Source organism: Pseudomonas songnenensis (genome assembly GCF_003696315.1).
Classification (GTDB): Bacteria; Pseudomonadota; Gammaproteobacteria; order Pseudomonadales; family Pseudomonadaceae; genus Stutzerimonas; species Stutzerimonas songnenensis.
This window is the reverse complement of record NZ_RFFN01000005.1, coordinates 251,003-273,492: the sequence shown is the minus strand read 5'-3', so window position 1 is coordinate 273,492 and position 22,490 is coordinate 251,003. Positions and strand designations below refer to the sequence as shown.

General features: G+C 61.8%; 23 protein-coding genes. 6 read left to right on the top strand and 17 right to left on the bottom strand.

Going from position 1 to position 22,490, the window contains the following annotated elements; translation table 11 throughout:
- Positions 1–37 precede the first annotated feature (37 nt).
- On the top strand, positions 38–1,081 hold the full coding sequence (pyrC, locus tag EA798_RS15330; protein ID WP_122099481.1) for a dihydroorotase: 1,044 nt from the start codon (positions 38–40) through the stop codon (positions 1,079–1,081).
- Positions 1,078–1,752, top strand: a complete 675-nt coding sequence (gene rnt / locus EA798_RS15325) for a ribonuclease T (RefSeq protein ID WP_015277856.1) — start codon at positions 1,078–1,080, stop codon at positions 1,750–1,752. Before pyrC ends, rnt begins: the two co-directional genes overlap by 4 nt.
- Positions 1,753–1,861: 109 nt before the next feature.
- On the opposite strand, the gene thrC is transcribed toward rnt, so the two are convergent.
- The 10 genes from thrC to ffh form a co-directional block, all read right to left on the bottom strand.
- A complete protein-coding gene (gene thrC / locus EA798_RS15320; RefSeq protein WP_122099480.1) occupies positions 1,862–3,271 on the bottom strand; it encodes a threonine synthase in 1,410 nt (469 codons plus the stop codon).
- Between the two features lie 74 nt (positions 3,272–3,345).
- The gene (locus tag EA798_RS15315) at positions 3,346–4,650 is read right to left on the bottom strand and encodes a homoserine dehydrogenase (protein ID WP_122099479.1); all 1,305 of its coding nucleotides are present in this window, start codon (positions 4,648–4,650) and stop codon (positions 3,346–3,348) included.
- Positions 4,651–4,761: 111 nt separating this feature from the next.
- Positions 4,762–5,250, bottom strand: coding sequence for a GFA family protein (locus tag EA798_RS15310; protein WP_122099478.1), 489 nt, complete (start codon positions 5,248–5,250; stop codon positions 4,762–4,764).
- 101 nt (positions 5,251–5,351) lie between these two features.
- A complete protein-coding gene (dsbC, locus tag EA798_RS15305) occupies positions 5,352–6,077 on the bottom strand; it encodes a bifunctional protein-disulfide isomerase/oxidoreductase DsbC (RefSeq protein WP_106155596.1) in 726 nt (241 codons plus the stop codon).
- 130 nt (positions 6,078–6,207) lie between these two features.
- Positions 6,208–7,104 (bottom strand): site-specific tyrosine recombinase XerD, encoded by an 897-nt coding sequence (xerD, locus tag EA798_RS15300; RefSeq protein WP_122099477.1) that lies wholly within the window; start codon positions 7,102–7,104, stop codon positions 6,208–6,210.
- A 176-nt stretch (positions 7,105–7,280) separates the two neighbouring features.
- Positions 7,281–7,631 (bottom strand): 50S ribosomal protein L19, encoded by a 351-nt coding sequence (rplS, locus tag EA798_RS15295; RefSeq protein WP_015277862.1) that lies wholly within the window; start codon positions 7,629–7,631, stop codon positions 7,281–7,283.
- Between the two features lie 42 nt (positions 7,632–7,673).
- Positions 7,674–8,426 carry a tRNA (guanosine(37)-N1)-methyltransferase TrmD gene (trmD, locus tag EA798_RS15290; protein ID WP_106155598.1) on the bottom strand — a complete coding sequence of 251 codons (753 nt, stop codon included), beginning with the start codon at positions 8,424–8,426 and terminating at the stop codon, positions 7,674–7,676.
- 5 nt (positions 8,427–8,431) lie between these two features.
- The gene (gene rimM, locus EA798_RS15285) at positions 8,432–8,968 is read right to left on the bottom strand and encodes a ribosome maturation factor RimM (protein ID WP_106155599.1); all 537 of its coding nucleotides are present in this window, start codon (positions 8,966–8,968) and stop codon (positions 8,432–8,434) included.
- Positions 8,969–8,973: 5 nt separating this feature from the next.
- The gene (gene rpsP / locus EA798_RS15280) at positions 8,974–9,225 is read right to left on the bottom strand and encodes a 30S ribosomal protein S16 (protein ID WP_106155600.1); all 252 of its coding nucleotides are present in this window, start codon (positions 9,223–9,225) and stop codon (positions 8,974–8,976) included.
- Positions 9,226–9,424: 199 nt separating this feature from the next.
- On the bottom strand, positions 9,425–10,801 hold the full coding sequence (gene ffh, locus EA798_RS15275) for a signal recognition particle protein (RefSeq protein WP_003282952.1): 1,377 nt from the start codon (positions 10,799–10,801) through the stop codon (positions 9,425–9,427).
- Between the two features lie 246 nt (positions 10,802–11,047).
- Between ffh and EA798_RS15270 the strand changes: the two genes are divergently transcribed.
- Both EA798_RS15270 and EA798_RS15265 read left to right on the top strand, forming a co-directional pair.
- A complete protein-coding gene (locus EA798_RS15270) occupies positions 11,048–11,848 on the top strand; it encodes a cytochrome C assembly family protein (protein ID WP_106155601.1) in 801 nt (266 codons plus the stop codon).
- A 16-nt stretch (positions 11,849–11,864) separates the two neighbouring features.
- The gene (locus EA798_RS15265) at positions 11,865–13,151 is read left to right on the top strand and encodes an HlyC/CorC family transporter (RefSeq protein ID WP_122099476.1); all 1,287 of its coding nucleotides are present in this window, start codon (positions 11,865–11,867) and stop codon (positions 13,149–13,151) included.
- A 30-nt stretch (positions 13,152–13,181) separates the two neighbouring features.
- Here EA798_RS15265 and purT read toward each other — a convergent pair whose 3' ends face one another.
- From purT to EA798_RS15245, 4 genes are read right to left on the bottom strand one after another with little or no spacing between them, the layout of a single operon-like run.
- Positions 13,182–14,363: a formate-dependent phosphoribosylglycinamide formyltransferase gene (purT, locus tag EA798_RS15260; RefSeq protein WP_122099475.1), complete on the bottom strand. Its 1,182-nt coding sequence runs from the start codon at positions 14,361–14,363 to the stop codon at positions 13,182–13,184.
- A gap of 43 nt (positions 14,364–14,406) precedes the next feature.
- Entirely contained in the window at positions 14,407–14,598 is a 192-nt protein-coding gene (locus EA798_RS15255; protein ID WP_106155604.1) for a DUF1289 domain-containing protein, read from the bottom strand.
- Positions 14,595–15,116: a gamma carbonic anhydrase family protein gene (locus EA798_RS15250; protein ID WP_015277870.1), complete on the bottom strand. Its 522-nt coding sequence runs from the start codon at positions 15,114–15,116 to the stop codon at positions 14,595–14,597. Before EA798_RS15250 ends, EA798_RS15255 begins: the two co-directional genes overlap by 4 nt.
- Before the next feature lie 48 nt (positions 15,117–15,164).
- The gene (locus EA798_RS15245) at positions 15,165–15,782 is read right to left on the bottom strand and encodes a CoA pyrophosphatase (protein ID WP_041757041.1); all 618 of its coding nucleotides are present in this window, start codon (positions 15,780–15,782) and stop codon (positions 15,165–15,167) included.
- A 215-nt stretch (positions 15,783–15,997) separates the two neighbouring features.
- Here EA798_RS15245 and EA798_RS15240 point away from each other — a divergent pair, with 215 nt between their 5' ends.
- Both EA798_RS15240 and EA798_RS15235 read left to right on the top strand, forming a co-directional pair.
- On the top strand, positions 15,998–16,561 hold the full coding sequence (locus EA798_RS15240; protein WP_106155605.1) for an NUDIX hydrolase: 564 nt from the start codon (positions 15,998–16,000) through the stop codon (positions 16,559–16,561).
- Between the two features lie 60 nt (positions 16,562–16,621).
- The gene (locus tag EA798_RS15235) at positions 16,622–17,125 is read left to right on the top strand and encodes a L,D-transpeptidase family protein (protein WP_122099474.1); all 504 of its coding nucleotides are present in this window, start codon (positions 16,622–16,624) and stop codon (positions 17,123–17,125) included.
- A 51-nt stretch (positions 17,126–17,176) separates the two neighbouring features.
- On the opposite strand, the gene EA798_RS15230 is transcribed toward EA798_RS15235, so the two are convergent.
- The 3 genes from EA798_RS15230 to EA798_RS15220 all read right to left on the bottom strand — a co-directional run bounded on the left by EA798_RS15230 (position 17,177) and on the right by EA798_RS15220 (position 22,484).
- A complete protein-coding gene (locus EA798_RS15230; RefSeq protein ID WP_122099512.1) occupies positions 17,177–17,494 on the bottom strand; it encodes a YqfO family protein in 318 nt (105 codons plus the stop codon).
- 201 nt (positions 17,495–17,695) lie between these two features.
- Entirely contained in the window at positions 17,696–21,592 is a 3,897-nt protein-coding gene (purL, locus tag EA798_RS15225; protein WP_122099473.1) for a phosphoribosylformylglycinamidine synthase, read from the bottom strand.
- A 124-nt stretch (positions 21,593–21,716) separates the two neighbouring features.
- Positions 21,717–22,484: an amino acid ABC transporter ATP-binding protein gene (locus tag EA798_RS15220; protein WP_106155608.1), complete on the bottom strand. Its 768-nt coding sequence runs from the start codon at positions 22,482–22,484 to the stop codon at positions 21,717–21,719.
- Positions 22,485–22,490 lie beyond the last annotated feature (6 nt).

Sequence of the window (22,490 nt, the reverse complement as noted above, 5' to 3'; positions counted from 1 at the left end):
AGCATTCGCGCACGTTTCACCCGCCTGGAAAGCCCGCATGTCCGACCGACTTACCCTGCTGCGCCCCGACGACTGGCACATTCACCTGCGCGATGGCGCCGTCCTGCCTCACACCGTCGCGGATGCTGCTCGCCAGTTCGCCCGCGCCATCATCATGCCGAATCTGGTGCCCCCGGTGCGCAAAGCCGACGAGGCGGAAGGCTATCGCCAGCGCATCCTTGCGGCCCGCCCCGCAGGCAGTGACTTCGAGCCACTGATGGTGCTGTACCTCACCGACGCTACCAGTCCTGACGATATCCGCCGGGCCAAGGCCAGCGGCTTCGTGCATGCTGCCAAGCTCTATCCGGCCGGAGCGACCACCAACTCGGCATCCGGCGTGACCGCTATCGACAACATCTTCGGTGTGCTGGAAACCATGGCCGAAGTCGGCCTGCCATTGCTGGTCCACGGCGAAGTCACCCGTGGCGAGATCGATATTTTCGATCGTGAGAAATACTTCATCGACGAGCAGCTGAGCCGGGTTACCGCACGCTTCCCGACCCTGAGGGTAGTGTTCGAACACATCACCACCCGCGATGCCGTGCAATTCGTCCAGGCCGCCGACAGCAATGTCGGCGCCACCATCACGGCGCACCACCTGCTCTACAACCGCAACCACATGCTGGTCGGTGGTATTCGCCCGCATCTGTTCTGCCTGCCGGTGCTCAAGCGCAACGTCCACCAGGAAGCGCTGCTGGATGCGGCCACCAGTGGCAGCCCGAAGTTCTTCCTCGGCACCGACTCCGCACCGCATGCGCAACACGCCAAGGAAGCCGCCTGCGGTTGCGCGGGCTGCTATACCGCTCACGCGGCCATCGAACTGTATGCCGAGGCGTTCGAGCAACGCCAGGCGCTGGACAAGCTGGAACCCTTCGCCAGCCACTTCGGTCCTGACTTCTATGGCATGCCGCGCAACACCACACGGATCACCCTGGTGCGCCAGGATTGGGACGTCCCGGCGAGCCTGCCATTCGGCGAACAGGTCGTCGTGCCGCTGCGCGCCGGTGAGCGGCTGCATTGGCGTCTGGAGGCAAGCGCATGAGTGAAGATCACTTCGAAGATGAACTCGAGGAGCATCTGCCCGGCAGAGCGCGCTCGCCCATGGCGCGGCGCTTTCGTGGCTTCCTGCCCGTGGTGATCGACGTGGAATGTGGCGGCTTCAACAGCGCCACGGACGCCCTGCTGGAGATCGCCGCGGTCACCATCGGCATGGACGAACAGGGCCTGCTCTACCCGCAGGACACCCTCTTCTACCGTGTCGAGCCGTTCGCTGGCGCCAACATCGAGCCCGCGGCACTGGAATTCACCGGGATCAAGCTCGATCATCCGTTGCGCATGGCGGTACCGGAGTCCCAGGCTCTGACCGATATCTTTCGCAGTGTACGCAAGGCCGTGAAATCGGCCGGTTGCAAACGCGCCATTCTGGTGGGGCACAACAGCAGCTTCGACCTCGGCTTCCTCAACGCTGCCATCGCTCGCTGCGAGATCAAGCGCAACCCGTTCCATCCCTTCTCCAGCTTCGACACCGCCACTCTCGCCGGCCTCGCCTACGGCCAGACCGTGTTGGCGAAAGCCTGCCAGGCAGCCGGTATCGATTTCGATGGACGCGAGGCGCACTCCGCCCGCTACGACACGGAAAAAACCGCGGAGCTGTTCTGCGGCATCGTCAATCGCTGGCGGGAAATGGGCGGCTGGGAAGAGTTCGACGAGTGACGTCAGACGCACTGTGAGTACGGCCGGCGCGCTACGTAGCGCCGTTACCGTGATCGACACTTGAAACAAAAAAGGCCAGTCGTTGACTGGCCTTTTTTCAACTGCAGCGTTAAAGCGGCTTGCCACGGTTGCCGTGCTGGCCAACAAATGCCTGGACGGCTTTCAGCTCGTTGGGCAGCACCGTGCAGCGCTCGGTGCGCTCGAACAGATCCGCCAGGTGCGCAGGCAGAGCAAGCGCCTGGCCGATACCCGCCTTCTCCACCGCATCCGGGAACTTCACCGGGTGCGCGGTACCCAGTGTCACCATCGGAATACTCAGACTGCGGCGGCATTCGCGCGCAGCGTGAACGCCGATGGCGGTGTGCGGGTCGAGCACTTCGCCCGTCTCCTTGAAGACCTGAGCGATGGTGGTGCAGGTCTGCTCGTCATCCACTGCCAACGAGTCGAACAACTTGCGCGCTTCGGTCCAGCGATCCTCTTCCACCGACAGTTTGCCGCTGGCGCGGAAGCCATCCAGCAACTCGGCTACGGCCTTGCCATTGCGGCCATGCAGGTCGAACAGCAGGCGTTCGAAGTTGGACGACACCATGATGTCCATCGAAGGCGATAGCGAAGCATGCAGCGTGTCCTTGTCGTAGCGATTGCCGGACATGAAGCGATGCAGGATATCGTTGCGGTTGGTGGCAACGATCAGCTGGTTGATCGGCAGCCCCATGTTGCGCGCCAGATAGCCGGCAAAGATATCGCCGAAGTTACCGGTCGGTACCGAGAACGCCACCGAGCGAGCCGGACCGCCGAGCTGCAGCGCAGCGTGGAAGTAGTAAACGATCTGGGCCATGATCCGCGCCCAGTTGATCGAGTTGACCGCGACCAGCCGGGTGCCCTTCAGGAAGCCCTGGTCGGCGAAGCTGGCCTTGACCATTTCCTGGCAGTCATCGAAGTTGCCTTCGATGGCAATGTTGTGGATGTTGTCGCCGGCAATGGTGGTCATCTGCCGCCGCTGCACTTCCGATACCCGCTGGTGCGGGTGCAGGATGAAGATGTCGACGTTCTCGCAACGACGGCAGCCCTCGATGGCGGCCGAACCGGTATCGCCAGAGGTCGCCCCCATGATCACCACACGCTCGCCGCGCTTGGCCAGCACGTAATCGAGCAGGCGACCGAGCAGCTGCAGGGCGAAGTCCTTGAATGCCAGGGTCGGACCGTGGAACAGCTCCAGCACCCACTCGTTGCCGTTCAGCTGGCGCAGCGGGGCGATGGCGCTGTGAGCGAAAACGCCATAGGTCTCTTCCAGGATCTGCTTGAAGTCGGCATCGGGAATGCTGCCGGCAACGAACGGGCGCATGACCCGAAAGGCCAGCTCGTGATAAGGCAGGCCGGCCCAGGAGGCGATCTCCTCCACGGTGAAGCGCGGCAGATTCTCCGGCACGTACAGGCCGCCATCGCTGGCCAGGCCCGCCAGCAGAACGTCTTCGAAATTCAGGGCCGGCGCCTGGCCACGGGTGCTGATGTAACGCATGGTTCAAACCTTCGGTGTTGGCAGCAGCGGCAGGCGGCAGGCAGAAGCCCTGCAGCCAGACACCGCTACCGGAGTTAATTCAGCTGTTCGACGCGAATACGTACGACCTTGTCCACCACATCGTCGAGCTTTTCCAGGGCGGCGATTGAATCATCGATGCGCTGCTCGACCACTCGATGGGTAACGAGAATGACCGGCACCAGACCGTCCTGCTCCTCTGCCTCTTTCTGCATGATCGACTCGATGTTGATCCCACGCTCGGAGAGGATGCTCGCAACCTGGGCCAGCACGCCCGGATGGTCCTTGGCCTGGATGCGCAGGTAATAGGCACTTTCGCAGGCGCTGATCGGCAGGATCGGGTGATCGGACAGGGAGTCCGGCTGGAACGCCAGATGCGGCACGCGATTGTTCGGGTCAGTGGTCAGCGCACGGGTAACATCGACCAGATCCGCCACCACCGCCGAGGCGGTTGGCTCCATGCCAGCACCCGCGCCGTAGTAGAGCGTACTGCCGACGGCATCGCCATTCACCATTACCGCATTCATTACGCCGTTGACGTTGGCGATCAGCCGGTCGGCCGGAATCAGCGTCGGATGTACGCGCAACTCGATGCCGGCATCGGTGCGGCGAGCGACGCCCAGGTGCTTGATGCGGTAACCCAGGGCCTCGGCATAATTCACATCGGTCGTGGTCAGCCGAGCGATGCCCTCGGTGTACGCCTTGTCGAACTGCAACGGAATGCCGAAGGCGATGGAGGCCAGAATGGTCAGCTTGTGCGCGGCATCGATACCCTCGACGTCGAAGGTAGGGTCGGCCTCGGCATAACCGAGCTCCTGCGCTTCCTTGAGCACCTCCTCGAAGGTACGGCCCTTTTCACGCATCTCGGTAAGAATGAAATTGCCGGTGCCGTTGATGATCCCAGCCAGCCAGTTGATGCGGTTGCCAGCCAGACCTTCACGAATCGCCTTGATGACCGGAATACCACCTGCGACCGACGCCTCGAACGCGACGATGACGCCTTTCTCGCGCGCCTTGGCGAAAATCTCGTTGCCGTGCACCGCAATCAGCGCCTTGTTGGCGGTCACGACGTGTTTGCCATTCTCGATGGCCTTGAGCACCAGTTCCTTGGCAAGGGTGTAGCCGCCGATCAGCTCGACAACGATGTCGATCTCGGGATTGTTCACGACATCAAAGATGTCTGCGGTAATGGGTGTAGCACCGGTGTCGCACTTGGCATTCGGATGGCGGGTGGCAATCTGCGCAACCTCGATTCCGCGCCCGGCACGGCGGGCAATCTCCTCGGCGTTGCGTTTGAGCACATTGAAGGTACCGCCACCGACGGTTCCCAGCCCACAGATGCCAACTTTCACCGGTTTCAAGCTGAACTCCCCATTCACAGCGAAACGACCGGACCTGCCGGTCGACAAAAGAGTCGCACATTACGAAGCGAGCAGCTTTTAGTCAATCAGCCGAAGCCCTGCCCGTCGCGATCAGCCACCAAGCCCCAGTCGCTGGTGCCATTGCGCAAGCGACTCGTCCGGGTACTCGGCAAAACAGCGATCACACCCCTGCACCTGAGGTTCCACCCAGCTTGCCTTGGAGTCGAGCATCAAGTGCGTATGTTCGGGCGGCACGGGCAGCTCTGTGTCGATGGCCGATGCGAATGGATGCACAAGGTCGGGCCAGGACGGATCCCAAAGCCACAACGCGCTGGCACAGAGCCTGCAAAAATGTCGACGCGCCTCACTGATGCGAACCTCTTCCGTAGCGGGATCGGCCAGGCGCGCCTGGTAAACGGAGACATGCTCGCGACCTTCGACCCGCAAGGTGCGGTAGTCGCCGCCGAGGTTGATGGCATAACCGCCGCCGCCCGCCGTCTTGCGGCAGATCGAGCAGTAGCAACGCATGAAAGGATAGGGCTGGGCGGATTCAAGACTGAACCGCACGGCCTGACAGTGACAGGAGCCTTCGAGCTTCATCGCGACCTACCTTGTTCAAACCCAGGACTGAACAAGGTAGGTCGCCCGGTGCCACTCGGAGCCATCAGACAAAGGCAATCGGACCAACGGCTCCGGCGACGTCACTCGGCAGCGAGCGCCACCTCAGCGAGCTGTTTTGCCGGCTGATAGCCGGGAATCATCTGGCCATTGGCGAGAACGATGGCCGGAGTGCCCTGAACACCGATCATCTGACCCAACTGATACTGCTTGGCAATCGGCGTCTCACAGCTGGCGGCCGGCAGATCCTCGCGAGCCTTGGCCTTGTTCATCGCATCCTGACGGTCCTTGGCGCACCATACGCTGGTCAGCGTATTGGCTCCATGACTACCCATGCCCTGCCGCGGGAATGCTACATAACGCACTTCCACACCGAGACGGTTGAGCTGCGGTACTTCGCTGTGCAGCTTCTGGCAATAACCACAGTCGGTGTCGGTGAACACCGTGATATGCGTCTTCGGCGTCTTGGGCGCGAACACAACCATTTCGCTCGCCGGGATCGCATTGATCTGCTTGGCAACCGACTTGCTCTGCGCCTGCTCGGTCAGATTGACAGCCTGACCATTCTGGAACTGATACAGATAGCCCTGGATGATGAACTGGCCATCAGCACTGGCGTACAGCTGCCGACCACCTTCCAGTTGAACCTGATAAACGCCTGGCATCGGACTCTCAGCGACCGCCTCGATGGGCATGTCTGGCTGGATTTTCTGCAGGGCCTGACGAATTGCCTGATCCGGATCGGCGGCCATTGCAACGGTGCTGACCAGCCCGACGACGGCGGCAGCGAACAAACGAATCACGCCCATGGAAACTCCTGGCAGCGACGATCAAGGGAAGGCGCAAAGACTACCATAGCCATCCTGCGCAGACTGCTAGCGGCTTCTCCAACAGACGCCACCAACCGCCCCCGAGGATGGGGCTAACCAGCCGGCCCCACTACCCGCGAGGATGATGCTGCGCATGCAGCTCCTGCAGACGCGCACGGGCAATATGGGTGTAGATCTGGGTGGTCGAGAGATCGCTATGACCGAGCAGCATCTGCACAGTACGCAGATCTGCACCGTGGTTGAGCAGATGCGTTGCGAAAGCGTGGCGCAAAGTATGCGGCGATATCGACGTAGCGATACCCGCAACCTTGGCGTGCAGCTTGATTCGATGCCAGAAGGTCTGACGCGTCATCTGGTCGCCACGCAGGCTGGGGAACAGCACATCGCTGGCCTTGCCACCAAGCAAGTGCTCTCGCCCGTCGCGCTGATAACGCTCCAGCCAGTGCAAGGCTTCGTCCCCCAGCGGCACTAACCGCTCCTTGTTACCCTTCCCGAAGGTGCGCAGCACACCCTGACGCATGCTGACCTGCTCCAGCGTCAGGCTGATCAGCTCCGTCACGCGCAAACCACAGGCGTAGAGCACCTCGAGCATGGCTCTATCACGCAACCCCAGCGGGTCGCCGAGATCTGGCGCAGCCAGCAGCGCCTCGACATCAGCTTCGGACAGCGCCTTGGGCAGCGGGCGACCGAGCCGAGGCAGGTCGACGCGCAAGGTTGGGTCGACAGCGATTTCGCCTTCGCGCAGCAGGTAACGATAGAAGCCGCGCAAACCGGAGAGGAAGCGTGCGGTGGAGCGCGCCTTGTAACCATTGTTCAGACGCCATGCGAGGTGGTCGAGAATGACCTCGCGACCCGCGAAGGCAAGCCGGACGCCCCGCTCGCTCAACCAGCCATTGAACAGTGCAAGGTCGCTGCGATAGGCCTCCCGGCTGTTATCGGCCAGTCCTTTTTCCAACCAAAGGGCATCGAGGTAGCGATCGATAACGGAATCGTCGAGTGCAGGCATGACAGCTTCGGTAAAAAGGAAAGGGGCCGTCTTCCATATTGGAAGCGGGCAAGCACACACGCAATATGGGTGAACCCGTCAACACAGTGTCGTCTTGATTTCAGCTGGAGATCAAACGGTCAGCCAGAAACGAAAAAAGCAGCCCGCAGGCTGCTTTCTCGTTCAGAAATGCGGTCTTAGACCAGCTTTTCCTTGATGCGGGCGGCCTTGCCGGACAGCGCGCGGAGGTAGTACAGCTTGGCCTTGCGCACGTCACCGCGGCGCTTGACGCTGATGCTGTCGACCATCGGGCTGTAGCTCTGGAAGGTACGCTCGACGCCAACACCGTTGGAAATCTTGCGAACGGTGAAAGCGCTGTTCAGGCCGCGGTTACGCTTGCCAATCACGACGCCTTCGAAGGCCTGCAGACGCTGACGCTCGCCTTCCTTTACCTTCACCTGAACGATAACAGTATCACCCGGCGCGAACGGCGGGATTTCTTTGGTCATCTGCTCGGCTTCGAGCTGCTGAATGATCTTGTTGGTCATGCTGTGCTCCTAAGGTCAACCCACCGGGTTGCCATCGATACGTTAACTATCGTCCCGCTGACGGATGTATTCCGCCAGCAGCTTCTGTTCTTCTCCAGAAAGCGAGCGGCTATCCAGAAGATCGGCGCGTCGCTCCCAGGTCCTTCCAAGGGACTGCTGCAAGCGCCAGCGTCGGATGTGTTCATGGTTACCGCTGAGCAGCACTTCAGGAACACATTTACCCGCATACACCTCAGGTCGCGTGTAGTGCGGACAGTCGAGCAGGCCGTCGGTAAACGAGTCCTCCTCGGCGGAACCAGCATGACCCAGGGCGCCCGGAAGCAGCCTGGTCACGGCGTCGATCAGCACCATTGCCGGCAGCTCGCCGCCGGACAACACGTAATCACCGATCGACCATTCCTCATCCACGTGCGCCTCAATGAAACGCTCGTCGATGCCCTCATAACGACCGGCGATCAGGATCAGTGCATTCTCCTGCGCCAGTTCGCGGACCGCTGCCTGATTCAGGCGGCGCCCCTGCGGCGACAGGTAGATCACCTTCGCCGTTTCCCCCGCGGCTTGCTTGGCATCAGCCAGGGCAAGCTCAAGCGGCTTGATCTTCATCACCATTCCCGGACCTCCGCCGAATGGGCGGTCATCCACGGTCTGGTGGCGGTCTTCGGTGTAGCTTCGGGGGTTCCAGCAATTCAACTGCAACAACCCTTGCTTCACTGCACGACTGGTAATCCCGAAGTCACATATGGCTGCGAACATATCGGGGAAGAGGCTGATGACCTCAACGCGCAAAGCGGCCATGCCGTTCAGAAATCCGCGTCCCAATCGACCTGCATCTCACCCACGTCCAGATCGATCTTCAACACGCACTGATCGGTATAAGGCAGCAGACGCTCGCGATCATCCAGGCTTCCAGCACAAGGCTTTACAACCAGAACGTCGTTGGCTCCGGTTTCGAGCAGATGATCGATCTTACCGAGCAACTGCGCCGCCTGATTGACGACCTTCAAACCCTGGAGCTGATACCAGTAGTACTCACCGTCGTCCAAGGCGGGCAGTTCGCTGCGCGGGATGCAGATTTCGAAATCGGCGTAGGTACGCGCGATTTCGCGATCATCCAAGCCCTTCAGCGTTGCCACCAGAATCTTCCCCTGGAGGCGCCCCTTGACCAACTCGACCTGCTTCACCTCGTCGCCTCGCCTTAGCGTCCAGCGTCGATAGTCCAGCAGGTTGTCGATCGGATCGGTAAAGGAATAGACCTTTACGTCACCGCGCACGCCATGCACCGAAACGATCTTGCCGATGACAACCAGGTCATCGACCGGAGCAGACGTTGCGTTCATGCGATTCAGGCAGCGGCCTTGGCAGCTTCCTTCAGCAGCTGAGCAACACGCTCAGACGGCTGTGCGCCCTGGCTCAGCCAGTAGGTGACGCGCTCCTGGTTTACAGAAAGCTTCACTTCCGCACCAGTGGCGATCGGGTTGAAGAAACCGATGCGCTCGACGAAGCGACCATCGCGCGGGTTGCGGCTGTTGGTCACGGTCAGGTGGTAGAAAGGGCGCTTCTTGGAGCCGCCACGGGCGAGACGAATAGTTACCATGTGAACATCGTTCCTGTAGTCGGTGCTAACTTAAGGCACACACTTACTTAAAATGGGCCTAGGCCCGAAAGGCCGCACATTTTAAGGAATGCCGGGGATTTTGCAAACTCTTTTACCAAAGCGACAGGGCGGCTCAAAGCTATTGCCGGCGCCGCGCCGTAGACGACCGCGCCGGCGCCCTGCCGCAGTGCCATGATCACTAGAACTTCGGCATGCCTCCACCGGGAAGCATCCCGCCCATGCCGCGCATCATCTTGGCCATGCCACCCTTGCCGGTGACCTTCTTCATCATCTTCTGCATCTGCTTGTGCTGCTTGATCAGCCGGCCTATATCCTGCACCTGAGTACCCGAACCCATGGCGATTCGGCGCTTGCGCGAGCCGCTGATAATATCGGGATTGCGGCGCTCTGCGGGGGTCATCGAGTTGATGATCGCCTCCATCTGCTTGAACTGCTTTTCCGCTGCGCCCTGGGCGTGGCCCATCTGCGACAGATTGACGCCACCAATCGATGGCAGCTTGTCCATCAGCCCGCCCAGCCCCCCCATGTTCTTCATTTGCTGCAACTGATCGCGGAAGTCTTCGAGATCGAAGCCCTTGCCCTTCTTGAGCTTCTTGGTGAGCTTCTCGGCCTTTTCACGATCGAGGGTCTGCTCGGCCTGCTCGATGAGGCTGAGCACATCGCCCATGCCAAGGATGCGCGACGCGATACGATCCGGATGGAAAGGCTCCAGAGCGTCGCTCTTCTCCCCCATACCGAGAAACTTGATCGGCTTGCCGGTCACGTGCCGTACCGACAGCGCCGCACCGCCACGGGCATCACCGTCGACTTTGGTCAGCACTACACCAGTCAGGGGCAACGCCTCGCCGAACGCGCGCGCAGTATTGGCCGCGTCCTGACCAGTCATGGCGTCGACAACGAACAGCGTTTCAGCCGGATTGATCGCTGCGTGAACGGCCTGGATCTCGGCCATCATCTCGGCATCAATCGCCAATCGCCCGGCGGTGTCCACCAGCACGACATCGATAAACTTGAGCTTGGCTTCGCGAATCGCGGCCTGCGCGATATCTACCGGCTTCTGGCTGATATCGGACGGAAAGAAGGTAACGCCGACTTCAGCTGCCAGCGTCTCGAGCTGCTTGATGGCTGCCGGACGATAGACGTCAGCCGAAACGACCAGCACGGTCTTTTTCTTGCGCTCTTTGAGGAAGCGCGCCAGTTTGCCCACGGTGGTGGTCTTACCCGCGCCCTGCAGCCCCGCCATGAGCACGACAGCCGGAGGCGTGACCTGAAGCGCCAGATCCTCGTTGGCTGCCCCCATCAATTCTTCCAGCTCGGCGCGGACGATCTTCACGAACGCCTGCCCAGGCGTCAGGCTCTTCGACACCTCAGTGCCGACGGCGCGCTCCTTCACCCGATTGACGAACTCCTTGACCACCGGCAGCGCGACGTCGGCCTCGAGCAGCGCCATGCGCACTTCACGCAGGGTGTCCTTGATGTTGTCCTCGGTCAGCTTGGCCTTGCCGGTAACATGGCGAAGCGTTTGTGAGAGGCGGTCGGTTAGGTTTTCGAACATGAGCCATTCCACGCTGGATGTGCTGAAGGACGGGATTATAGAAGGTGGAGGTGCCCCGCCGGTACCCCGCCCGCATTGCTTTTCGTTCCAGTTGCTCCCAGGTCACGGATCTGCGAACGCCGTGCGATTAGGAACGGAGAGAATCGAGAGCCAACCCTGCCGCGACGATACGTAACCTTGACGCAGCTTTTGCCCCTCGGGTGTTTGTGCCACACTCACGACCTTTCGAGCCCGTTACCGGAACCTATGCACCCTCTGCTACCCAGCCTTGCCGCCGCCGCTCTTTATGCCGGCGTCACGGGTTATCAAAGTTTGCGTCTGGCACAGCGCGCCGCACCGGACAAGCGTCTTTTGCTCGCCCTCGGCCTGCTTGCCCTGCTTGCCCACGGCATCAGCCTTTTCATTCAGCTGCTCTCCCCCAGCGGCCTGCACCTCGACTTCTTCACCGCATCGAGCCTGATCGCCGCCGCCGTCATTCTCCTGATTCTCCTGGCACTGCATCGAATGCCGGTGGAGAACCTGCTGCTGCTTCTGTTTCCGCTGGGCTGCCTGACCGTGCTGTTCGCCCAGTTCGCGCCGTCCGGCACCACACCGGCGATCGCCGAGGAACCTGGGATTCTTGCGCACATCCTGCTCTCGATCCTCGCCTATGGAATGCTCACGATCGCGGTGTTCCAGGCCTTGCTGCTCTTGCTGCAGGATCATCACCTCAAGCACAAGCACCCCTCGGGCTTGATCCGCAACTTCCCACCACTGCAAACAATGGAGAGCCTGCTGTTCGGCTTTCTCTGGGCGGGCTGGGTACTGCTGTCCGCCTCACTGCTCTCGGGCTGGTTGTTTCTCGACGATCTTTTTGCCCAGCATCTGGTCCACAAGACACTCCTCTCAGTGACCGCCTGGGTCGTGTTCGGGCTACTGCTGTGGGGCCGACAGCAACTCGGCTGGCGCGGTTACAAGGCCATCCGCTGGACGCTGGCTGGCTTCTGCCTGTTGATGCTGGCGTACTTCGGCAGCAAGCTGGTCCGCGAATTCATCCTGCATATCTGACGCGAACAGGTAACCCGTGGAAAATCTCCATCCCGGCTTTCTGGTCGGACTGCTGGTCTTTCTGCTGCTGTGCTCGGCTTTCTTCTCCAGCTCCGAGACCGGCATGCTCAGCCTCAATCGCTACCGCCTCAGGCACCAAGCCAAGGAAGGTCACCGAGGCGCGATACGCGCCAGCGAGCTGCTGGCCCACCCGGACCGCCTGCTGGGCACCATCCTGGTCGGCAACAACTTCGTCAACATCCTCGCCTCCTCCATCGCCACGGTTCTGGCCATGCAGCTCTGGGGCGAAGCGGGCATTGCGATTGCCACCATCGGCCTGACCATCATCCTGCTGATATTTGGTGAGATCACGCCCAAGACCCTGGCCGCGCTGCGCCCGGAAATCGTCGCCTACCCGGTCAGCCTGCCGCTGAAGATGCTGCAGAAGGTGCTTTACCCGTTGGTCGCGATGCTGAGCTGGGTGAGCAACGGCTTGCTCAAGCTGCTCGGCGTCGACCTGTCGAACAAGGGTAACGACAGCCTATCGACCGAGGAACTGCGCAGTGTGGTGCGCGAGTCTGGCAGCGACCTGCCATTGAACCGCCAGAGCATGCTGCTGGGCATTCTCGACCTGGAGCGCGTGACCGTCGACGACATCATGATTCCGCGCAACGAGGTCACCGGCATCGACCTCGACGACGACCTGGAATCGATCGTCAGCCAGCTGCGCACCACACCTCACACCCGTTTGCCGGTGTTTCGCAACGATATCAACCAGATCGAAGGCATCGTCCACATGCGGCAGATTGCACGTCTGCTCAGCCATGATCAGCTGACAAAGGAAAGCTTGCTGGCCGCCTGCAGCGAGCCTTATTTCGTGCCGGAAAACACCCCTCTTTCGACCCAGCTGCTGAATTTCCAGAAGCAGAAGCGACGGATCGGCATCGTGGTAGACGAATACGGTGACGTGCGCGGCGTAGTGACGCTCGAGGACATCCTCGAAGAAATCGTTGGCGAGTTCAGCAATCAGGACACCCTGCGCAGTCCCGATATCCACCCGCAGGACGATGGCACACTGGTCATCGACGGCGCAGCCTACATCCGCGAGGTGAACCGCGCTCTGGACTGGCAGCTGCCTTGTGACGGCCCAAAGACGCTCAACGGCCTGATCACCGAAGCCCTGGAGCACATGCCGGATGCCGGCATCTGCTTGCAGATCGGTAACTACCGACTGGAAATTCTGCAGGCAGCCGACAATCGGGTGAAAAGTGTACGCGCCTGGACAATTGGCGACGCACGGGCGGCCGACCAGCAACCGGAATGATGGAGCCGGCAGGTGCCGACTCCACAACCGTTATAACTCGACCTTTACCGCAGCAGCGGCGCGCAGCGCCTTCTGCCTTGCTGCGTCGATGGAAACGTCGCGCGCCAGCGCCACGCCCATGCGCCGCTGCCCGCTGACGCCTGGCTTACCGAACAGACGTAGCGCCGTATCCGGCTCCGCCAGCACGTCGGCCAGGTTACCGAAGCTCACTTCGGCGGACTCTCCTTCCACCAGAATCACCGCCGACGCTGCTGGGCCGAGCTGACGGATTACCGGAATTGGCAGCCCGAGGATGGCCCGCGCATGCAGGGCGAACTCGGACAAGTCCTGCGACACCAACGTAACCAGCCCGGTATCGTGAGGACGCGGCGATATCTCGCAGAACCAGACCTGATCGCCCTTGACGAACAGTTCGACGCCGAAGATGCCACGTCCACCCAATGCATCGGTGACAGCCAGCGCGATCCGCCGTGCCTCGGCCATTGCCACGGACTCCATCGGCTGAGGCTGCCAGGATTCCTGATAGTCGCCTTTCTCCTGACGATGTCCAACCGGTTCGCAGAAACTCGTCCCACCCGCGTGCCGGACCGTCAGCAAGGTGATTTCGTAATCGAAATCGATGAACCCCTCGACGATGACCCGACCGCGACCTGCGCGACCGCCCGCTTGCGCGTAGTCCCAGGCGGCGTCAATGTCCGCTTCGCTGCGCAGCACCGACTGGCCCTTGCCGGACGAACTCATCACCGGCTTGATCAAGCAGGGGAAGCCCAGCGCGAGGGCGGCGGCGCGGCACTCGTCCAGGGAATCAGCAAAGCGATAGGGTGAGGTCGGCAGGCCGAGCTCTTCGGCGGCGAGGCGGCGAATGCCCTCGCGATTCATTGTCAGCTGCGCAGCCCGTGCGGTGGGGATCACGTTGTAGCCTTCGCGCTCCAGCTCAACCAGTGTGGCCGTGGCGATGGCTTCGATTTCCGGAACAATGTAGTGCGGACGCTCCTGCTCGATCACGGCACGCAATGCGGCGCCGTCGAGCATGTCGATCACATGGCTGCGATGCGCGACCTGCATTGCCGGTGCATTAGCGTAGCGATCCACGGCGATCACCTCGACGCCGAGGCGTTGCAGTTCGATGACCAGTTCCTTTCCCAGCTCGCCGCAACCGCAAAGCAGGACGCGCGTAGCGCTGGGAGACAACGGGGTGCCTATACGTGGCATGGAATTCCCTCAAACGTCGAAAAACGGGCGCGCAACGCGCCTGCTACATCAGCTGGCCGCCAAGACGAGCTCTCTCATCACAACGTTGCAGCACTTCGCGGCGCTCTGCATTGCTCATCAACCCCCAGCGGCGGATCTCATCCGCGCTGCGCTGACAACCAACGCACAGGTCGCCGTCATCCAGGGCGCAAAGGCTGACACACGGCGAGGCTACTGGCTTTTCCTGCGTACTCACTCATCAGGCTCCAGATCGCGTGCGTAGCGCTGGGCGTTATGCACGTAATGGGCTGCGCTGGCCTCGAGCATCTTCTTCTGCTCATCGGTCAGTTCTCGCACCACCTTGCCTGGCGAGCCGACCACCAGCGAACCATCGGGAATCTCCTTGCCTTCCGCGATCAGCGTATTGGCGCCGATGATGCAGTGTTTGCCGATCTTCGCCCCGTTGAGGACCACAGCGTTGATGCCGATCAGGCTGTAATCACCGACCGTGCAACCGTGCAACATGGCGTTGTGGCCAACCGTGACGCCGGTGCCCAGCGTCAACGGGTGCCCCATATCGGTATGCATAACGCTGCCATCCTGGACGTTGCTGTTCTCACCAATATGGATCAGCTCGTTGTCACCGCGTAGCACGGCGCCGAACCACACACTGGCGCCGGCATCCAGCCTGATCTTGCCGACCAGCGTGGCACTGGGCGCAACCCAGCTCTGCGGATGCGCTTGGACGCGCGACTCTCCCAGACGGTATTTCACGACACACCTCTTCTTGTCAGTACGGATGGATCAGCCAAGCGGCGCGGCTCAGGGCTCGCTACGCCCGGACAGATCGATGAATGCCGCTGGCGCACGGCGCATTTCGATCCCAGCGTCGTATATGACGTTGACCAGCTCGACGATCATGATCGCCGTCAGGCCCCATATCTGGTACTCGCCATAGCGGTAGGACGGGATATACCAGCTCTGCCCCTGGTAATCGATGCGATGCGTGACTTCGCGCGGATCCTCACAGAAGAACTCCAGGGGCACCGAGAAGACCGAGGCGATTTCCGCATCATTGGCGCGGTACTCGACATAGTCCGGAACCAGCCCGACATAGGGCGTGACATGGATGCCATGCACCGATACCAGACTGCTGAGCGGGCCGACGACCTCGACCATGCCCGGCGCCAGCCCGACTTCTTCCTCGGCCTCACGCAGCGCGGTGTGCAACAGGTCACGGTCTTCCGGATCGCGGCGCCCGCCCGGAAAGGCCACCTCACCGCCATGGGTGGACAGACCGGCTGCGCGAAGCGTCAACACCAGCTCCGGCGACTCGCTGCGGGTGATCGGCATCAGCACGGCCGCCTCGGGCAGGCGGTCTTCCGGCTCCAGAAGATGCGGAGAATAGGCGCGCACCCGGTGGAGTATTTTGTCCAGCATGAATTTTCTCGTTTCGTCTTTGACCGGCATCATGGCATGAAAGGCGTAACGGCCCAAGGCCCCGAAATGGCCAATCGAGCCGCTCGAACGGATCGCCTGGATGTCCATTGCTACAACTGCAAACCGTAGGTCTGTCAGCCAACAGGAACCCGTACCGTCCTTGCTCAATCGCCCATGACACACCAAGATTTGCCTGAACCAACAGGAATACGCTCATGAAATACTGCAACCAGTGCGGCAATCCGGTGCTGGTCCGTATCCCCGACGGCGACAATCGCCCACGCTTCGTCTGCGACGCCTGCCAGACCGTGCACTACCAGAACCCTCGCATTGTCGCCGGTTGCGTACCCGTCTGGGACGACCGCGTGCTGCTCTGCCGGCGCGCGATTGAGCCACGGCGAGGTTACTGGACCTTGCCGGCAGGCTTCATGGAGAACGGCGAAACCCTGCAACAGGCAGCCGAGCGCGAAACATTCGAGGAAGCCTGTGCCAGGGTTCGTGACCTGCAGCTCTACACCCTGTTCGATCTGCCGCATATCAATCAGGTCTACATGTTCTTCCGCGCTCAGCTGGTCGATCTGGACTTCTGTGCCGGGGATGAGAGCCTGGAAGTGAAGCTGTTTGAGCAGGAGAATATCCCTTGGTCCGAGCTGGCTTTTCCCACCATTGGCCGTACCCTAGAATGCTTCTTCGCCGACCGGGTGCAGCAGACCTTCCCGGTGCGCAATGAAGCCGTGGCCGGCTATCGAAACCGCCAGCAGAACCGGATTACAGACTGAAGCGTCTGTCGGCCACACTGGCACAAACAGGTCTGATGAAGTCTTTCAGGAAATGCCTCGATGCGCTGGCTGTTCGCCCTGCTCTGCCTCACCTTTACCGCGCTGTCCCACGCCAATGCGACCCCCAGCCTCGGCAGCACGCCTATCGACAAGGTTCTGGTAATCAAATCCGAACGCAAGCTGCATCTGGTCAGCGCCGGCCAGACGCTCAAGAGTTATCGAGTGTCGCTGGGCAAGCAGCCAAACGGTGCGAAGCTGCGCGAAGGCGACCTGCGCACGCCCGAAGGCTTCTATTGGATCGACTGGCGCAAGACCAGCGACAAGTACAACCTGTCGATGCACATCTCCTACCCCAATGCTCGCGATCTCGCCCGCGCGCAGCAGGAGGGCGTACCGCCCGGCAACATGATCATGCTGCACGGCACGCCGCTGGATGAGGAGTATCCAGAGTGGTTCTTCCACACCCTAGACTGGACCGAAGGCTGCATCGCATTGAGCAACAGTGACATGCGAGAGATATGGCAACTGGTGAAGGACGGCACGCTGATCGAGATTCGTCCGTAGCAAGCCCGAGGCACCCTGCCAACGCGCCTCAACGACAGCCGTCGAATCTCTTCAGAACTGCATGTCGGACAGCCGCCACACGTCGTAGGCAGGCGTCTCGTAGGGATGGGCCTTTTTCATGGCCTTGACGCTGTCGTGAATGAGTTCATCCGCCACCACCATCTCGACCTTCCACTCGGGTACATGCTGCACCTGACCCGTCTGCCCGATGAATGGCTGGCTGCCCTCCAGCGGCCGATATTGTCCCTGGCCCATGACTTGCCAGCAGCAACTGTCGTAAGCGCCTATACGCCCCGCACCAGCCGCGAACACTGCTTTCTTGACCGCCTCCAGATGACTGTCTGGAACATAGAAACACAGCTTGTACATCGACCTCTCCGTGCAGATGAACCCGGCCTTGTTCGGCAGGTGAAGTGGCATTCTGCCATCCACGCCCGCACCAAATGGTGCGGCGCGTCATAGCTCAGACGACGCTCAGGCTCGGCGGTTCATAGACCATCGTCACAAATGAAAAAGCCCGCCGATATGCTATCGGCGGGCTTTGGGGGTGGGCTCGGCTGACCGAAGCGATCAGTCCACCCAGACCCGAGCATTGCGGAACATGCGCATCCAGCCGCCGTCTTCCTGCCACTCGTCAGGGCGCCAGGAGTTGGTCACGGCGCGGAAAACCCGTTCCGGATGCGGCATCATGATGGTCACACGGCCGTCGCGGCTGCTGAGACCGGTGATGCCACGCGGCGAGCCGTTCGGGTTCGCCGGGTAGCGCTCGGTGACCTTGCCGTGGTTGTCCACATAACGCAGCGCCACAGTGCCGGACAGGTCCGCCTGCAGCATGGCCTCTTCGCTCTCGAACTCCGCATGGCCTTCGCCGTGGGCGATGGCGATCGGCAGGCGGGAGCCGGCCATGCCCTGCAGGAAGATCGATGGCGAATCCTGCACCTGGACCATCGCCACCCGTGCTTCGAACTGCTCCGAGCGGTTGCGCACGAAGTGCGGCCAGTTCTCGGTGCCCGGAATCAGTTCGTGCAGGTTGCTCATCATCTGGCAACCGTTGCACACGCCGAGCGCGAAGCTGTCCTTGCGCTCGAAGAAGGCCTGGAAACCGTCCCGCGCACGCGCGTTGAACAGAATCGACTTGGCCCAGCCTTCACCGGCACCCAGCACATCGCCGTAGGAGAAGCCGCCGCAGGCGACCAGGCCCTTGAACGCCTCGAGGCTGACGCGGCCGGAAAGGATATCGCTCATGTGCACATCGACCGCGGCAAAACCGGCACGATCGAACGCTGCTGCCATCTCCACCTGGCCGTTGACACCCTGCTCGCGCAGCACCGCAATCTGCGGACGAACGCCACGCTTGATGTAGGGCGCCGCGATGTCTTCGTTCACCTCGAAGCTGAGCTTGGCACTGAGACCCGGGTTGTCCTCTTCGAGGAGCGCGTCGAACTCCTGATCGGCACACTCGGCGTTATCGCGCAGGCGCTGGATCTGGTAGCTGGTTTCCGCCCACTGACGCTGCAGCAGACGGCGCTCACCGGCGAAGACTTCCTCCTCGCCGTGCTTGATCGACACATGGCCGTTGTTGACCGGCTGGCCGATGACCGCGACGCAGTCGCCCAGACCGGCTGCGCTGAACTGCGCCAGCACGATCTCGGTGTCATCCTGACGCACCTGGATCACCGCGCCGAGCTCTTCGTTGAAGAGCATGGGTGCGACATCTGCGGCGCTTTCCAGCAGACCATCGAGATTGAGGTTCAGGCCGCAGTGACCAGCAAACGCCATTTCCAGCACGGTGGTCAGCAGACCGCCATCGGAACGGTCGTGGTAGGCCAGCAACAGACCGTCGGCATTCAGTCCCTGGACCACGGCGAAGAACGCCTGCAGGTCTTCGGCATCGTCGACGTCAGGTGCCTGGCGACCAAGCTGCCCGTACACCTGCGCGAGGATCGAAGCGCCCATGCGGTTCTGCCCGCGCCCCAGATCGATCAGGATCAGGTCCGTGGCACCCTTGTCCAGGCGCAACTGCGGGATCAGGGTCTGGCGGATGTCAGTGACCGGGGCAAAGCCGGAAACGATCAGCGACATCGGCGAGGTCACGCTTTTCTCGGCGCCCTCCTCGCTCCAGCGGGTCTTCATCGACATCGAGTCCTTGCCCACCGGAATGGTCAGACCCAGCTGCGGGCACAGCTCCATGCCGACGGCGCGCACGGTGTCGTACAGCCGCGCGTCTTCGCCGGGGTGGCCGGCGGCGGCCATCCAGTTGGCGGACAATTTGATGTCGGAGATCTTCTCGATGCGTGCCGCTGCCAGGTTGGTCAGCGTTTCGCCAATGGCCATGCGGCCCGACGCCGGGGCGTCCAGCAATGCCAGCGGAGTACGCTCGCCCATTGCCATGGCTTCGCCGGTGTAAACATCGTAGCTGGTAGCCGTGACGGCGCAGTCAGCGACCGGCACCTGCCAAGGGCCGACCATCTGATCACGCGCTACCTGGCCGGTGATGCTGCGGTCGCCGATGGTGATCAGGAAGCTCTTGCTGGCGACCGCAGGGTGGCGCAGCACGCGGGTGACCGCCTCGTTCAGATCAACCGCAGCCGCATCGAAGTCATCACCCAGTTCCGCTTCGCGGCTGGCGCTGCGATGCATGCGCGGCGGCTTGCCGAGCAGCACTTCGAGCGGCATGTCCACCGGGGTGTTGCCGAAATGGCTGTCGGTGACGGTCAGTTGTGGCTCTTCGGTCGCCTCGCCGACGACCGCGAACGGGCAGCGCTCTCGTTCGCAGATGGCCTGGAAACGCTCGAAATCGGCGGCACTGACTGCCAGCACGTAGCGCTCCTGGGACTCGTTGCTCCAGATCTCGTGCGGGGCCATGCCCGGCTCGTCGTTGGGCACGTTGCGCAGTTCGAAGCGGCCACCGCGGCCGCCATCGTTGACCAGCTCCGGGAAGGCGTTAGAGATGCCACCGGCGCCAACGTCATGGATGAAGGCGATGGGGTTCTGGTCGCCCAGCTGCCAGCAACGGTCGATGACCTCCTGACAACGGCGTTCCATTTCCGGGTTCTCACGCTGCACCGAGGCGAAATCCAGATCGGCAGAGCTGGCACCGGTCGCGACCGAGGAAGCGGCGCCGCCGCCCAGGCCGATCAGCATGGCCGGGCCGCCAAGCACGATCAGCTTGGCGCCAACGGTAATCTCGGCTTTCTGCACGTGATCTTCACGGATGTTGCCCATGCCACCGGCGAGCATGATCGGCTTGTGATAACCACGCACCTCGTCGCCGCGCGGCGTGCTGACCGACTGCTCGAAGGTACGGAAGTAACCGGTCAGCGCCGGGCGGCCGAACTCGTTGTTGAACGCGGCGCCGCCCAGCGGGCCTTCGATCATGATGTCCAGCGGCGTGACGATGCGTTCCGGCTTGCCATAGGCCTGTTCCCACGGCTGTTCGAAGCCGGGAATGTTCAGGTTGGAGACGGTGAACCCAGTCAGACCGGCCTTGGGCTTGGCTCCGCGGCCGGTGGCGCCCTCGTCGCGAATCTCGCCACCGGAACCGGTGGAAGCACCGGAGAACGGCGAGATGGCGGTCGGGTGGTTGTGGGTTTCCACCTTCATCAGGATGTGCACCGGCTCCTGCACCGCGCCGTACTGGCGGGTTTCAGGATTGGGGAAGAAACGCCCTGCGGTGTGGCCAACGATGACCGACGCGTTGTCCTTGTAAGCGGACAGCACGTTCTCGCTGTGCATCTGGTAGGTGTTCTTGATCATGCCGAACAGCGATTTGTCCTGGCTTTCGCCGTCGATGTCCCAGCTGGCATTGAAGATCTTGTGACGGCAATGCTCGGAATTGGCCTGCGCGAACATCATCAGCTCGATGTCGTGCGGGTTGCGCTTGAGGCCCTGGAATGCACTGACCAGATAATCGATTTCGTCTTCGGCCAGGGCCAGGCCCAGTTCGATATTGGCCTTTTCCAGCGCGGCGCGGCCGCCACCGAGGATGTCCACTGCAGTCAGCGGCTTGGGCTCGGCATGGCTGAACAGGTTGGCGGCTGCTTCGAAGCGATCGAGCACCATTTGCGTCATGCGGTCGTGCAGCGCTGCGGCAATCAGCTGTGCCTCGCTATCGGAAAACTCGCCCTGCACGTAATAGGCGATGCCCCGCTCCAGCCGCTGGACCTTCTCCAGCCCGCAGTTGTGGGCGATATCGCTGGCCTTGCTCGACCACGGCGAAATAGTGCCGAAGCGCGGCACTACCAGGAAAAGCCGCCCGGCAGGTTCCTGCACCGGCACACTGGGGCCGTACTTCAGCAGACGGGTCAGTACGTTCTGCTCATCCGCGCCAAGCGTGCCGGAAACCTCGGCGAAATGGGCGAACTCGGCATACAGCCCGCTGACGGCGGGGACCTTGTCGGTCAGTTGTGCCAGGAGCTTGCCATGACGGAAGGCGGAAAGAGCGGGAGCACCGCGCAGGATCAACATCGTCGGAACAGCCTCGGAGGGGGGAGCAGTCGGGGCGCGTATTCTAGCCCATGACGGCGGCCGAGGCTAAGGCTGAACACAGCCAGGCGCTGGCGGCTCCGACGGCCGCCTGACCTGGCTTGGATCAGTGCAGGATCTGACTGAGGAACAGCTTGGTCCTGTCGTTGACCGGGTTGGTGAAGAACACCTCTGGCTCGGCCTGTTCGACGATCTCGCCCTTGTCCATGAAGATCACCCGATCCGCTACGGTGCGGGCGAAGCCCATCTCATGGGTCACGCAGAGCATGGTCATGCCGCTTTCGGCGAGGCTGACCATGGTGTCCAGCACCTCCTTGACCATTTCCGGATCGAGCGCCGAGGTCGGCTCATCGAACAGCATGATCTTCGGCTTCATGCACAGCGCACGGGCGATCGCCACGCGCTGCTGCTGGCCTCCGGAGAGCTGGCCGGGAAACTTGTTGGCCTGCTCCGGAATGCGTACCCGCTCCAGATAATGCATGGCGACTTCCTCGGCCTGCCGGCGTGGCAGCTTGCGCACCCACATGGGCGCCAGCGTGCAGTTCTGCAACACGGTGAGGTGCGGGAACAGGTTGAAATGCTGGAAGACCATGCCGACTTCGCTGCGGATCGCCTCGATCTGCTTGAGGTCGCTGGTCAGCTCGACGCCATTGATGACGATGCGCCCCTGCTGGTGTTCCTCCAAACGATTGAGGCAGCGAATGGTGGTGGACTTGCCCGACCCGGACGGCCCGCACAACACGATGCGCTCGCCCTGCCGCACGGACAGGTTGATGTCCTTGAGCACATGAAACTGCCCGAACCACTTGTGCACGCCCTGCATGCGGATGACCGGCTCGCTCGCCTGCCCGGCCTGCGCGACTGAATCACTCATATCTCA

What these genes read in the sequence shown, in the direction of transcription:
- pyrC (WP_122099481.1), top strand. Translation starts at nt 38, where the DNA reads ATGTCCGACCGACTTACCCTGCTGCGCCCCGACGACTGGCACATTCAC.
- rnt (WP_015277856.1), top strand. Translation starts at nt 1,078, where the DNA reads ATGAGTGAAGATCACTTCGAAGATGAACTCGAGGAGCATCTGCCCGGC.
- thrC (WP_122099480.1), bottom strand. Translation starts at nt 3,271, where the DNA reads ATGCGTTACATCAGCACCCGTGGCCAGGCGCCGGCCCTGAATTTCGAA.
- EA798_RS15310 (WP_122099478.1), bottom strand. Translation starts at nt 5,250, where the DNA reads ATGAAGCTCGAAGGCTCCTGTCACTGTCAGGCCGTGCGGTTCAGTCTT.
- dsbC (WP_106155596.1), bottom strand. Translation starts at nt 6,077, where the DNA reads ATGGGCGTGATTCGTTTGTTCGCTGCCGCCGTCGTCGGGCTGGTCAGC.
- xerD (WP_122099477.1), bottom strand. Translation starts at nt 7,104, where the DNA reads ATGCCTGCACTCGACGATTCCGTTATCGATCGCTACCTCGATGCCCTT.
- rplS (WP_015277862.1), bottom strand. Translation starts at nt 7,631, where the DNA reads ATGACCAACAAGATCATTCAGCAGCTCGAAGCCGAGCAGATGACCAAA.
- trmD (WP_106155598.1), bottom strand. Translation starts at nt 8,426, where the DNA reads ATGGCCGCTTTGCGCGTTGAGGTCATCAGCCTCTTCCCCGATATGTTC.
- rimM (WP_106155599.1), bottom strand. Translation starts at nt 8,968, where the DNA reads ATGAACGCAACGTCTGCTCCGGTCGATGACCTGGTTGTCATCGGCAAG.
- rpsP (WP_106155600.1), bottom strand. Translation starts at nt 9,225, where the DNA reads ATGGTAACTATTCGTCTCGCCCGTGGCGGCTCCAAGAAGCGCCCTTTC.
- ffh (WP_003282952.1), bottom strand. Translation starts at nt 10,801, where the DNA reads ATGTTCGAAAACCTAACCGACCGCCTCTCACAAACGCTTCGCCATGTT.
- EA798_RS15270 (WP_106155601.1), top strand. Translation starts at nt 11,048, where the DNA reads ATGCACCCTCTGCTACCCAGCCTTGCCGCCGCCGCTCTTTATGCCGGC.
- purT (WP_122099475.1), bottom strand. Translation starts at nt 14,363, where the DNA reads ATGCCACGTATAGGCACCCCGTTGTCTCCCAGCGCTACGCGCGTCCTG.
- EA798_RS15245 (WP_041757041.1), bottom strand. Translation starts at nt 15,782, where the DNA reads ATGCTGGACAAAATACTCCACCGGGTGCGCGCCTATTCTCCGCATCTT.
- EA798_RS15240 (WP_106155605.1), top strand. Translation starts at nt 15,998, where the DNA reads ATGAAATACTGCAACCAGTGCGGCAATCCGGTGCTGGTCCGTATCCCC.
- EA798_RS15235 (WP_122099474.1), top strand. Translation starts at nt 16,622, where the DNA reads ATGCGCTGGCTGTTCGCCCTGCTCTGCCTCACCTTTACCGCGCTGTCC.
- EA798_RS15230 (WP_122099512.1), bottom strand. Translation starts at nt 17,494, where the DNA reads ATGTACAAGCTGTGTTTCTATGTTCCAGACAGTCATCTGGAGGCGGTC.
- purL (WP_122099473.1), bottom strand. Translation starts at nt 21,592, where the DNA reads ATGTTGATCCTGCGCGGTGCTCCCGCTCTTTCCGCCTTCCGTCATGGC.
- EA798_RS15220 (WP_106155608.1), bottom strand. Translation starts at nt 22,484, where the DNA reads ATGAGTGATTCAGTCGCGCAGGCCGGGCAGGCGAGCGAGCCGGTCATC.